Genomic DNA, 12,899 nt, shown 5'->3' on the forward strand with positions numbered 1-12,899 from the left:
AAAACCTCACAAAATAGATTGTGCCTTCGCACGATTATTATTCTACAACTATTCCAAGTAAATTGAAAGCGTATACAATAATTTTTGCCAAAAAATCACTTATATATCACTGTTAGTGCAAGTTTTACCGAGTGACACTGTGTCATGTATAGTTTACTTTACCGAGAATACACTAGATAAAAAAGTATTAATATCAAGCTTTTACTGTTATAATTGAACATAGTCGAGTAGAAATTTTAATATAGAATTCGAGGAACGAAAATGAGTGAAAAGATGTATCTCATCAAGTATTATTACATCAGACCAGTGACCGACAAGAAAATTAAACGAGTAGCTAAGTACTTCATTTTCCCAAAGATGTACAATTCGATTATTACTGAAGAACAAAAAGAAAAGTTAGCTACTAACACAGCATTCTTGTGTGCAACTAGTCCAAAAGAAGGGGTAAAACCATCCAAGGTTCCAGCATTTATCTTGAGCATTATTCCTGCTACTGGCGAAGATCTCAAGAAATACAAGCCACTCAATTTGATTGCTCCAATTACTCCTAACAAGGATCAATTGAAGGCATTAGATAATTTCCAAAAGATTAAGTTTGGCATTAAATAATAACATAAAAGGAAAACGCCCCTAGGGGCGTTTTTTAGTAGCTTAATGCTCGATATGCATCTAATGCCCAGTGAACTCTGAAGCTAGCTTCGCTGATTGAAGCTTTTTTGCCAGTCCAAGGATCATTGTAAAAGAGCGTAGAGCCTTTATATCCAGTTAAGGTTAGTGCGTGATTTGAGAAAGTGTCAAAGGCACCGACCCAAACAACTACTAAGTGGGATTTCAATAATTTTTGCTTTAAAGCTGAAATAGGGTATCCAGTCATGTTGACGGCTTTGCCTAAATAGCGCTTGACCACGGGCTTAACGCCATTAGGGGCAACCAAATATCCTAAAGGATAGGCTTTATATGGAGAACCAATAAAGCCGCGATTTGGATTGGAACTTCGAGGCATTACAGCAGCGGCTTTAGTCTTACTGATATGAACACCAGCAAAGTTGAGCATCATAATTACTGCTGGCTTTTGGCTAGTAGTTTCATCAGCTAGAACTGGAGTTGAATTTGTTCCAGCCAAGAGCAAGAGGGCAAGTGCTGCCTTATAAATGGTATTCTTTTTCATAAAAAATCCTTCAAAATAAACCTCTCCACCAATAGAATAATACATATTTGTATAGATCACTAGGGCTAAAATGCAGAATTATTGGCCTTTTATAAGAGCATGGTGTTGGTAACGAGAGATCTTTAAATATTTGGCAAAAATCTTCCCCTATAATCACTAAATCTGCTATAATGTAAGTGGGTAAAGCGCTTACCTAGTTAAGATTGATATAATTAACTAGTCAAAAGAAAGTAGTGATCGGATGAATAAAACTTGGAAAATCGTCGGATTGAGCGTCGCTACTATTGGTGCTATTAGCGCCGCTGTTTTAGGGACTCAAATTTTAGTGAAGAAAATTCGAGCCAAAAAAATCAATGAAATCACAGAAATACCACAACTAGAAGCGCCAAAAGATGCTGTTAATCAAGGAGCCTATCAGAAGGTTGAGCAATCAACTATCTGATGCAGGTATTGTTTGAATATTGATATTATTGATGTAATTTATGTTTTTAAAAAACAAATAAGGGGTGTCTCTATATGGGGCACCCCTTATTTGTTATAATTTATTTGAACAAGAATAGATTTTGAAAGGAAATTATTTTGAGTAGGTATAGAAAATATTGGGCTAGTCAGCTTGCTGAATCTGAGCAGGCCATCAACTTATATAAGGAAGCTTTCAATTTAGTTAATAATGAAACAATTGAAATCCAATCAAGCAGGCTGTCAGAAGAAGCTGACAAGATTAAGGTTATTTTCAAAGCTGGCAATAATTATTACACTGCTTATTTGATTCTGAATGATGATCAAATAGCTGACCTTGAAGTAGAATGATTATTTCCAGCTCCAAGGATCTTGGTGCCAAGTATTTAAGGTTTCGTATTGCTCAGGAGTGATTGCGCCTGAGTTTTTTTGTGCCTTCAAAAGTTCAGGATAAGATAGAAGAGGAGCAAAAGGCACGCCGGCAGTTTCAAAGTTCTTATCTGCATCAGGCAAGTGGTAAGTAAAGATCGAGCTGACCCCAATTACGTGCCCGCCTTCTTTTTCAGTTGCTTGAACTGCAGTTAAGACAGATCCACCAGTAGTAATTAAGTCATCAATCAAGACGATTTTGTCATTTTCGCTAAAGCGACCTTCGATTTGTCTGCCTTTACCATGGTCTTTAGGCTTAGGACGAACATAGATCATTGGCAAGTTCAATTCGTTTGCTACTAAAGCTGCATGCGGAATTCCAGCAGTGGCAACGCCGCCAATGATAGTAACATCAGGAAATTTTTCTTTGATCAAAGCAGATAAGTCTTTAATAATCCAGCTTCTCAAATCAGGGTAGGAAATCGTGAGGCGCAAGTCAGTATAGATTGGTGAGTGCATCCCACTTGCGTAAGTAAAAGACTTTTTAGGAGAAATGGTGATAATCTTTTCAGCAATTAACTTTGAAATAATTTGGTCTTGGTGATTCATTAGTTAAACTCCTTTTTGATCATATCGTAAATAGCTTTGGGATTTTCAGCCTTGGTAATAGGACGGCCGACCACAATTGCACTAGAACCCCATTTTTTGGCTTGGGCTGGAGTGGCGATTCGGCTTTGATCGTCGTCGCTATTTGCCGTCAATCTGATTCCTGGCGTTACATAAAGGAACTTGTCTCCAACTTCTGCTCTTAGCTTTTCCACTTCAAGTGGTGAGCAGATTACTCCGTCGGCTCCAGCTTTTTGGGCCATCTTAGCAAGAGAGACTACTTGCTGACTCATTGGCAATTCACAGTGTTGCTCGTTTTTGAGTATTTCATCTGAAATCGAGGTCAATTCCGTTACTGCTAATAGTTTTGGTGCTACTTGACCAACTGGCGTACCAGCAATGAGGCCGGCTTTAGCCGCATAGATCATTTCGCTGCCTCCTAAGGCATGGATGGTAGTATATTTGATCCCCAAAGCAGCGATTTGCTTGGCTCCGTTATATACAGTGTTAGGAATATCGTGCATTTTTAGATCGAGAAAGATGTTGTAGCCTTTTTGGGCAAGGTCAACAACGATTTCACTGCCAAGATGATAGAAAAGCTCCATCCCAATCTTGATACTGGTTTCTTTTGGCTCGCCTAATTGTGCTAGTAACTGATCAAGCTCTTCTTTGCTGGCAACATCTAAGGCGATAAATACGGGTTTAGCCATTTTTTCCTCCACAAAAAAAGTCTACACTTGGTCCAGAGATCCAGGCATAGACTAATCTATTGTGTAATTTAAGTCTGATTAAACTTGCGGTCTCTCTGTACCGTTTAAAGCTTACGTTTAATCAGAGTCTAGCATCTATTTTTGAAAAAGACAAGCAAAAAAATTTTTTTGCAAAAAAATAAAATGTGTGTAAAATAAAGCAAAATTAGTTGTCGATGTTATGTTCAGGAGGACAATATGGCAAATATCAAGGTTAATCTACCAGGTCTTAACATGAAAAATCCAGTGATGCCGGCAAGTGGCACCTTCGGATTTGGCGATATGAAATATGCGTTTGATTTGGAGGAATTGGGGGCGTTTGTTTTTAAGACGGTTACTCCTCAAGCTGGTACAGGCAATCCGCAACCACAAATTTTCGTCAATCAAGATTGGATTATGAATTCAGTCGGTTTGACCAATCCAGGAGTCGATGAGGCGATCGCAAGCAAAATGACGCCACTTAGAAAACAGCATCTTGACTTGCCAATGGTTGCAAGTATTGCAGGTGGGTCGATTGAAGATTATGTTGAGCTTGCAGAAAAGATTGACCAAGCAGGCGTGATCGATGCGCTTGAAGTTAACCTTTCCTGTCCAAATGTGGCAGAGGGAGGGATGCTATTTGGTATCAATTCTAAGATTGTTGAGCAGGTGATTGGGCAAATTAAGCAAAAGATATCTCGGCCTGTTTATGCTAAGTTAACTCCTAACGTAACTGATATTGCTGAAATTGCTCGTGCTGCACAAAGCGGCGGAGCAGATGGATTGTCTTTGATTAACACGGTTTATGGCTTAGAAATTGATATTAAAACTAGAAAGCCGGTTTTAGGCAATAATGCTGGTGGTCTTTCTGGTAAGGCTGTTCAACCAGTGGCTTTGAGAATGGTTCATGAAGTTTATGAAGCAACTAAATTGCCAATTATCGGAATGGGCGGAATTTATTCAGCTGAAGATGTGGTGAAATTCTTCCTAGCGGGAGCTCAAGCAGTCGCAATTGGTTCAGCACATTTTGAAGATAAAAAAGCTGCAGCCAAGATTGCTCAAGATTTGCCGCAACTTTTAGATGACTTAGGCGTCAAGGATATCAATGACCTTGTCGGGAAAGTCCAATTTAACTAATAGTGATTTTCGAATCAGTACGCAAGAGAAAATCGTAAAATATAGCTTAAAGAGATGAGCAAAATTCATCTCTTTTTTGTTAAATTAAAACAAAACAGTTGACATTTGCGATACAGACAAGTATATTAATTGCAAATAAACCTTTTAAGTTAGTCCCGTGAGACTAGTAAGGGCGACATAATTAAAAGTTACGCTAACTTTTCTATAAAGCCCCTAGTCTATCCAGATTTAGGAGCTTTTTTCATGGGCTGAGAGTTGTGGAGGCAAAACAATGAGTAAACAAATTTTAGACGAAATGGCAATCAAGCGAGCATTGACTCGTATTACTTACGAAATTATTGAACGCAATAAGGGAACCGAAGATTTAGTTTTAGTCGGTATTCAAACCCGTGGGGTTTACCTTGCACAAAGAATTCATGATCGCATCAAGCAACTTGAAGATGTTGATGTGCCTTTAGGTAAGATCGATATTACTTTGTACCGTGATGACCGTCACGATGCATCCCTCAAGCAAGATCCAGTTATCAACGATGAGAAGATCGGCTTTGACATCACTGACAAGCGCGTTGTCTTAATCGATGATGTTATTTACACTGGTAGAACTATCCGTGCAGCTATGGATGCCTTGATTGACCAAGGCCGTCCAAGTTCAATCGCCGTAGCAGTTTTGGTTGACCGCGGACACCGCGAATTGCCAATCCGTGCAGACTTTGTCGGCAAGAACATTCCAACTTCTAATACTGAACAAGTTGCTGTTCAAGTTGAAGAAATCGATCATGAAGATCGAGTAGATATCAAAGAACTATAAATCAAAATATCAACCGTTTAATTGACTCCAGAGAGGGCCAGAAGGGTTGCTTTTTTTGTAGCCTAAACCTGGAGCTAGTCTAGCTTCGGGTTATTTTTTTAGAAAGATAAGGGCAATGGAAAAAATTACAAACGTAAAATTATCACATTTCGTAAGTATGGAACAATTATCTCAAGAGCAAGTATTAGCTTTGATAAAGCGAGCAGAATACTTCAAAAAAGGTGGCAAACCTGAAAAATTAAGCCAGCCCGTCTATGCTGTCAACATGTTCTTTGAAGATTCAAGTAGAACTCACACCAGCTTTGAGATGGCTGAAAGAAAGCTTGGCTTAACGGTCTTGCCATTTGACCCATCACATTCTTCCGTCAACAAGGGCGAAACGCTCTACGATACTTCGCTAGTTATGGATGCCTTAGGAGTTGACCTAGCAATTATCCGCCACTCAGAAAACGGCTACTATGAAAAATTAATCCATCCGCGTGCTGATCAACATCTTGAGCTAGGCATTGTCAACGCCGGCGACGGCAGCGGCCAACACCCATCTCAATCAATGCTTGACTTGATGACCATTCATGAACACTTCGGCCATTTTGCCGGCTTAAAGGTTGCAATCGTTGGCGACATCACCAATTCAAGAGTTGCTAAGAGCAACATGGAGATGCTTACTAAGCTTGGAGCTGAAGTCTACTTCTCGGGCCCTGAATACTGGTACGATCATGCCTTTGACCAATATGGAACATACGAGGCACTTGATCAATTAGTTGAAAAAGTTGATGTGATGATGCTCTTGCGAGTACAACATGAAAGACACGCCGGTGATCCAAATGAAAAGGCCTTTGATGCTCAGGCTTACCATGAAAAATACGGCATCAACCAAAAGCGCTACGACAAATTGAAAGACCAAGCAATCATCATGCATCCCGGTCCAATCAATCACGGCGTTGAATTAGCTGGTGAATTAGTTGAAGCACCAAAGTCAAAATTTTACCAACAAATGCAAAACGGTGTCTTTATGAGAATGGCAATGTTAGAAGCAGTTATGCGCGGTCGCAAACTTGGAGGACTTGAATAATGGCTACAGTAATTAAGAACGGAACTATCTACAATAGCGGTCGCTTATTTAAGGCAGATCTACTGATTGAACGAGGAAAAATTGTAGCAATCGGACAAGACTTGACTGCGGCAAAAACAATCGATGCTTCAGGAAAGTTAGTAACGCCCGGTTTGATCGATGTGCATGTCCACTACCGCGATCCTGGTCAAACCTATAAAGAAGATATTTTGACTGGAAGTAAAGCAGCAGCTCATGGTGGCTTTACTACTGTCGGGGCAATGCCTAATGTAATACCTGTTCCAAATACGCCAGATTTAATTGAACAAATGGTAGCTGAAAATAAAGCCAAAGGAATTGTTCACATTTTGCAATATGGACCTGTTACTAATGATGAAGTAACTGACGAAATTCCAGACTATGCAGCTCTTAAAAAAGCCGGTGCCTTTGCCTTGAGTAATGATGGTCACGGCGTTCAAAGTGCTCAAACTATGTACTTAGCCATGAAGAAGGCTAAAGAGCAAGACTTGATTATTGCAGCTCATGCCCAAGATGACTCACTCTTTAACCACGGCGTAATTAATGAAGGCAAAAAGGCAACTGAACTTGATCTAGCACCAATCAGTGAATTAGCCGAAACCACGCAAATTGCCCGCGACTTGCTTTTAGCAGAAAAAACTGGTGTGCACTATCACATCTGCCACGTCTCGACTAAGCGCAGCTTGGACATGGTTAGCCTAGCTAAGGCTCAGGGAATCAACGTAACTTGTGAGGCAAGTCCACATCACTTATTGCTTAGTGAAGATAATATTACTAAAGATGATCCATACTATAAGATGAATCCACCACTAAGATCAGAAGAAAATCGTCAAGCCCTAGTTCAAGCACTTGCTGACGGGACAGTTGACCTGATTGCGACAGACCACGCACCACATGCCCAAAAGGAAAAAAATGGTAGTTTTTCAACTGCAGCTTTTGGAATCACTGGAAGTGAAACCGCCTTCTCAATGCTTTATACTAGACTTGTAAGGACTAATATTATTTCACTAGAAAAGCTTTTGTCTTTAATGACAGATCAAGCAGCGGAAAAATTTGCCTTGAAGCATTGTGGCTATCTAGAAATAGGAGAGCCAGCTGACATTGCAATTTTTGATCTTGATCAAGAGTTTGCCTTTAGTGACCAGGATTATCAATCAAAGAGTACCAACACGCCATTTACTGGTGAAAAGGTCTACGGCCAAACAGTTATGACATTAGTTGATGGTCAAGTTGTATATCAGCGAGGTGAATAGGATGAGATATTTAGTTTTAGAAGATGGCAGCGTATATCAAGGAGAGGGCTTTGGCGCTGACTTTGAAACAGATGGCGAAGTAGTTTTCACTACGGGGATGACCGGCTATCAAGAAGCGATCACTGATCAATCTTATGCCAATCAGATTTTAGTATTTACCAACCCTTTAATTGGAAACTACGGCGTTACTTTAGCAGATTTTGAATCAATCAAGCCGGAAGTTAAAGGAGTAATTTGTCACCAAGTTGCAAGAAGACCGGACAACTGGCGCATGCAAGCTTCACTACCTGAATTTTTAAAGCAAATCGGCGTACCTGGAATTCAAGGAATCGATACCAGAGCCTTAGTTAAGAAGCTGAGAATTTATGGTACCTTGAAGGGTAGAATTGCCAATAATGTAGAAGATGCAAATGAAATTGCGCAAGAATTAAAGAGCAAGAACGTTACTCGCGGCATTATCGCAACAGTTTCGACTAAGACCGCATATCCAGTTCCTGGATCTAAGCGCAACATTGTCGTGATCGATTTTGGGATTAAGCACAGCATTTTGCGCGAATTAGCCAAAAGAGATTGCAATTGCTTCGTTTTGCCATATACAGCAACTGCCCAAGAAGTACTGAATATGCATCCCGACGGAGTACTACTTTCTAATGGACCAGGAGACCCCTTAGAAATGATGGAAGCAGCGGAAATGGTTCGCAAGATCGAGCAAGTTGTTCCCGTATTTGGAATCTGTATGGGACACCAAGTCTTTGCTTTAGCTAACGGGGCACAAACTTATAAGATGAAGTTTGGTCACCGCGGTTTTAACCACCCAGTTAGAGAAATTGCGACTGGCAACATTGGCTTTACTTCGCAAAATCACGGTTATGCAGTTGACCCTGAGTCAATTCCAGCAGACTTAATGGTAACTCATGTTGAAGTTAACGATGGAACTGTTGAAGGATTGCGTCATAAGCGCTACCCAGCCTTTTCTGTCCAATTCCACCCAGATGCAACTCCAGGACCACATGACGAAGAGTCATTGTTTGATGATTTTATGGACATGATCGATCAAAGAAAGGAAGCAGAGCAAAATGCCTAAAAGAACAGATATTCACAAAATTATGGTGATTGGTTCAGGTCCAATTATCATCGGTCAAGCAGCAGAATTCGACTACTCTGGTACTCAAGCTTGCCTAGCATTAAGAGAAGAAGGCTATGAAGTAGTTTTAGTAAACTCAAACCCTGCTACCATCATGACTGATACCACAATTGCAGACAAGGTATATCTTGAACCATTAACAGTTGACTCCCTTTCACGAATTATCCGTCAAGAATATCCAGATGCAATTTTGCCAACTTTGGGTGGACAAGTTGGTTTGAACATGGCTCTAGCTTTAGCCAAAACCGGAATCTTAGATGAATTAAACATTGAACTACTTGGAACTAAGCTTGCTTCAATTGAACAAGCTGAAGACCGCGAAATGTTCAAAGAGCTATGCCAAAGCTTGGGCGAACCAGTTCCTGCTTCTCTTACTGTGCACAAATTGCAAGAAGCGCTAGATTTTGCGGATAAAATTGGCTACCCAATCATTGTTAGACCAGCCTTTACGATGGGTGGAACTGGTGGTGGTATTTGCCATGATCGAGAAGAATTGACCCGTATCTGTAAGAACGGTTTGGAACTTTCGCCAGTAACTGAATGCTTAATTGAAAAGTCAATCGCCGGCTACAAGGAAGTTGAATTCGAAGTAATGCGCGATTCAAGCGACAATGCCATGATTGTCTGCTGCATGGAAAACTTTGATCCAGTCGGCATTCACACTGGGGACTCGATTGTTTTCTCACCTTCACAAACCTTGTCTGATAAGGAATACCAAATGCTCAGAGACTGCTCATTGAGATTGATTCGAGCATTGAAGATTGAAGGGGGATGCAACGTCCAATTAGCCCTTGACCCTGAAAGCTTTAGCTACTACGTAATTGAAGTAAACCCCCGTGTATCAAGATCTAGTGCCTTAGCTTCAAAGGCAACGGGTTACCCAATTGCCAAGATGGCTGCTAAGATTGCCATCGGCATGACCTTAGATGAAATCAAGAATCCAGTTACTGGCACGACTTTTGCGGAATTTGAACCTGCTTTGGACTACGTAGTCTGCAAGATTCCACGTTGGCCATTTGACAAGTTCCCTAAGGCTGACCGAATGCTTGGAACGCAGATGAAGGCAACCGGTGAGGTTATGGCGATCGGTCGAACCGCCGAAGAAGCAATGCTTAAGGCCGTAAGATCCTTAGAAATTGACGAAAAAGATCTCTATTCACCAGAAGCCCATACGGCAGAAGATAGCCTTTTAACTGAAAAATTAGTCAAAGCTCAAGACGATCGCTTATTCTACTTGGCAGAAGCCTTTAGACGCGGATACAGTATTGAAGATTTGCATGAATTGACTAAGATCAACTTCTATTTCTTAGATATTGTTAAGCATTTGATCGAAATCGAACAAGACTTACATGACAAGGTTGAAAATCTCGATGTCTTAAAAAAAGCAAAGAAGTACGGCTTTAGCGACTACACCATTGCCAATATTTGGCATAAGACTGAAGATGAAGTTCGCAATTTGCGCTTAAGCAACAATCTTAAGCCAGTCTACAAGATGGTTGATACTTGTGCAGCTGAATTTGAATCAAGTACGCCATATTTCTATTCAAGCTATGATGAAGAAAACGAAAGCCAAAGAAGCGATAAGAAGTCTGTCTTGGTAATTGGTTCCGGCCCAATTAGAATCGGTCAAGGGGTGGAATTCGACTATGCAACAGTTCACTCAGTTAAGGCCTTGCAAAAGTTAGACTATGAAGCTATTGTGGTCAACTCTAATCCAGAAACAGTTTCAACGGACTTTTCAATTTCAGACAAGTTGTACTTTGAACCATTGACTTTGGAAGATGTCTTGAACATTTGCGACTTAGAACAGCCAGAAGGTGTAATTGTCCAATTTGGTGGTCAAACTTCAATTAACCTAGCTGCAGGCTTATCTGAACATGGAATTAAGATTTTGGGTACTAGTGTCCACGATCTTGACCGAGCAGAAGACCGTGAAGAATTCGACAAGATCATCAAGGATCTGAAGTTGCATCAACCTCAAGGCTTAACGGCCACAACTCATGAAGGCGTAATTGAAGCAGCCCAAAAGCTTGGCTACCCAGTTTTAGTTCGTCCAAGTTACGTTCTTGGTGGTAAGGCAATGGAAATTGTCTACAGCCAAGCGGAACTAGAAGAATACTTGCATGACCATGTAGATATAGCTAGTGACCACCCAATTTTGGTTGACGATTATCTAGATGGAAGCGAATGTGATGTTGATGCAATTAGTGATGGAGAAACAGTCTTAATTCCTGGAATCATGGAACACATTGAACACGCCGGTGTTCATTCTGGTGACTCGATGGCTGTTTATCCACCACAAACTTTCAGCGATGAAGTGAAGGAAAAGATTGCTAAAACTACTAAAGAATTAGCTCTGGCATTGAACTGCAGGGGAATTATGAATATTCAATTTATCGTTCGCGATGGCGAAGTATATGTCATCGAAGTTAACCCACGTGCTAGTCGGACAGTACCATTTTTGAGTAAGATTACTGGAATTGAAATGGCACAAGTTGCAACTAAGGTGATCATGGGCGAAAGCTTGACTAGTCAAGGCTACGCTGATGGCTTGGCACCAGAGCCAGAACTAATCAGCGTTAAGGCTCCAGTCTTCAGCTTCAGCAAGTTAGCCGACGTTGATGCTTACCTTGGACCTGAAATGAAGTCAACTGGTGAAGTAATGGGCAGTGACTTGACCTTTGCTAAGGCCTTGTACAAGGGCTTTGCCGGTGCACATATGGAATTGCCAGAAAACGGCAATGTCTTGCTAACAATCGAAGACCAAGATAAAGAAAAAATCTTGCCACTTGCTAAGCGCTTCAGCAGCATTGGCTATCGAATCTTTGCCACAGAAGGGACGGGCAAGTTCTTGCAAGAGCATAAGTTGCACGTTGAATTGGTAACCAAGGTTCATGAAGGTAGCGAAAATAACATCTTGACCGACATGCATAACGGTAAGATTGACTTGGTAATCAACACAATGGGGCATGACCTAGAGAAGAATTCTGATGGGTTCATTATTCGTCAAACTGCTATCCAGCAAAATATTCCGCTGCTAACTGCACTTGATACTGCTGATGCCTTATTGACATCCCTAGAAAATCGCTCATTTGCAACTAGAAGCTTGGCATAATTTATAAATACTAAACTCACCAAGTAGGATTAAGAATCTACTTTGGTGAGTTTTTGTTTGATTGAAGACGTTATCATTTCAGATTGAATTGTGTTTTTGCTAAACTGGAATTGAATGAGATATATTATGGAGGAAAGACAAATGAAGATTTGCCCAAATTGTAAGTCTGAAATGGGAGCAGACGTTAATTTTTGTACAAATTGTGGAACTAATATTCAAGATGTTCCAGTAACTAATAAGGAAGAGGAAGTTAAGCCAGTAGCTGAAGAGCAATTGGAGGCAAAAGCTGAAGCTAAGCAAGAATCTGAAAAGATTGTTACTAGAGCAGAATATCAGCAACAAGATGATTCTGCCACAGAGGAAGCTAACTTTTTCAAGGAAAAGGGTTCACTTGATGAAGAAGGAATCTATCATCCAGCTAATATCTGGGATTGGCTAACTTATTCATGGAAACACCCAATGAAAGAACAAATGGCTGAATCATGGTTTGGTTGGGTAACTTTCTTAGTAGAAGATATTTTACTGATTATTGGCTTAGCTAGTGCATCTGCAAGAGTGGGCAACATGATGAGCCCGGGTATGGGTAGTCAGATGTTTGCTTTGCAGCTACCATTTTTTGCAATCTTTCTTTACTTGGTTTTGATTCAGGTGGTTTGCCTAGGCGTTTACTACTTGGGTTATAGATTTATCTATGGATCAAACCGTTCGTTTAATAATTTTGTCAATCACGTTGTACAAGTTGGAAATATCAATGCGATTTTGGTAGCAGTTGCTTTTCTCTTCATGTTGATATTGAATCCGGTCCTTGTAGCAATTGCTCTTACCTTATTCTTAACAGTCTGGACTGCATCCTTCCAAGTTATCTTGTTAGGCGACCCTGATCCAGTTCATGACAAGTTCTACAGCTACCTAGTCTTGCAAGTATTCTTTGCAATTGTCTTTATGATTATTTTTGCAATCATTGGCTTAGGGATTGCCGGTGGAGCTTTAGGACTTTTTAGCAATTTGATTTAGGTGAGAAC

General features: G+C 40.5%; 13 protein-coding genes. 10 read left to right on the forward strand and 3 right to left on the reverse strand.

Translation table 11 applies throughout. The features are described from left to right. The first annotated feature begins 261 nt into the window (after positions 1–261). A complete protein-coding gene (locus BN53_RS03790; RefSeq protein ID WP_009559597.1) occupies positions 262–609 on the forward strand; it encodes a hypothetical protein in 348 nt (115 codons plus the stop codon). A 34-nt stretch (positions 610–643) separates the two neighbouring features. On the opposite strand, the gene BN53_RS03795 is transcribed toward BN53_RS03790, so the two are convergent. Beyond that, complete coding sequence (locus BN53_RS03795; protein ID WP_009559598.1) at positions 644–1,168, reverse strand: C39 family peptidase; 525 nt, start codon at positions 1,166–1,168, stop codon at positions 644–646. Positions 1,169–1,409: 241 nt separating this feature from the next. On the opposite strand from BN53_RS03795, the gene BN53_RS03800 reads away from it, so the two are divergent. Both BN53_RS03800 and BN53_RS03805 read left to right on the forward strand, forming a co-directional pair. After that, positions 1,410–1,610: a hypothetical protein gene (locus BN53_RS03800; protein WP_009559599.1), complete on the forward strand. Its 201-nt coding sequence runs from the start codon at positions 1,410–1,412 to the stop codon at positions 1,608–1,610. A gap of 137 nt (positions 1,611–1,747) precedes the next feature. Further along, entirely contained in the window at positions 1,748–1,978 is a 231-nt protein-coding gene (locus tag BN53_RS03805) for a hypothetical protein (RefSeq protein ID WP_009559600.1), read from the forward strand. Here BN53_RS03805 and pyrE read toward each other — a convergent pair whose 3' ends face one another. Then, entirely contained in the window at positions 1,979–2,605 is a 627-nt protein-coding gene (gene pyrE, locus BN53_RS03810; protein ID WP_009559601.1) for an orotate phosphoribosyltransferase, read from the reverse strand. Further along, positions 2,605–3,312, reverse strand: a complete 708-nt coding sequence (pyrF, locus tag BN53_RS03815) for an orotidine-5'-phosphate decarboxylase (RefSeq protein ID WP_009559602.1) — start codon at positions 3,310–3,312, stop codon at positions 2,605–2,607. Before pyrF ends, pyrE begins: the two co-directional genes overlap by 1 nt. Before the next feature lie 237 nt (positions 3,313–3,549). Here pyrF and BN53_RS03820 point away from each other — a divergent pair, with 237 nt between their 5' ends. The 7 genes from BN53_RS03820 (at position 3,550) to BN53_RS03850 (ending at position 12,891) form a co-directional block, all read left to right on the forward strand. Continuing rightward, positions 3,550–4,467: a dihydroorotate dehydrogenase gene (locus tag BN53_RS03820; RefSeq protein ID WP_009559603.1), complete on the forward strand. Its 918-nt coding sequence runs from the start codon at positions 3,550–3,552 to the stop codon at positions 4,465–4,467. A gap of 271 nt (positions 4,468–4,738) precedes the next feature. Beyond that, the gene (gene pyrR, locus BN53_RS03825) at positions 4,739–5,275 is read left to right on the forward strand and encodes a bifunctional pyr operon transcriptional regulator/uracil phosphoribosyltransferase PyrR (protein WP_009559604.1); all 537 of its coding nucleotides are present in this window, start codon (positions 4,739–4,741) and stop codon (positions 5,273–5,275) included. A 115-nt stretch (positions 5,276–5,390) separates the two neighbouring features. Further along, complete coding sequence (locus tag BN53_RS03830) at positions 5,391–6,347, forward strand: aspartate carbamoyltransferase catalytic subunit (protein ID WP_009559605.1); 957 nt, start codon at positions 5,391–5,393, stop codon at positions 6,345–6,347. After that, complete coding sequence (locus BN53_RS03835) at positions 6,347–7,618, forward strand: dihydroorotase (protein WP_009559606.1); 1,272 nt, start codon at positions 6,347–6,349, stop codon at positions 7,616–7,618. Before BN53_RS03830 ends, BN53_RS03835 begins: the two co-directional genes overlap by 1 nt. A gap of 1 nt (position 7,619) precedes the next feature. Next, positions 7,620–8,702, forward strand: a complete 1,083-nt coding sequence (gene carA, locus BN53_RS03840; RefSeq protein WP_009559607.1) for a glutamine-hydrolyzing carbamoyl-phosphate synthase small subunit — start codon at positions 7,620–7,622, stop codon at positions 8,700–8,702. Then, entirely contained in the window at positions 8,695–11,877 is a 3,183-nt protein-coding gene (gene carB, locus BN53_RS03845) for a carbamoyl-phosphate synthase large subunit (RefSeq protein WP_040537305.1), read from the forward strand. The genes carA and carB overlap by 8 nt, the downstream gene beginning before the upstream one ends. A gap of 141 nt (positions 11,878–12,018) precedes the next feature. Beyond that, a complete protein-coding gene (locus tag BN53_RS03850) occupies positions 12,019–12,891 on the forward strand; it encodes a zinc ribbon domain-containing protein (RefSeq protein ID WP_009559609.1) in 873 nt (290 codons plus the stop codon). Positions 12,892–12,899 lie beyond the last annotated feature (8 nt).

The organism is Lactobacillus pasteurii DSM 23907 = CRBIP 24.76, from assembly GCF_000297025.1.
Classification (GTDB): Bacteria; Bacillota; Bacilli; order Lactobacillales; family Lactobacillaceae; genus Lactobacillus; species Lactobacillus pasteurii.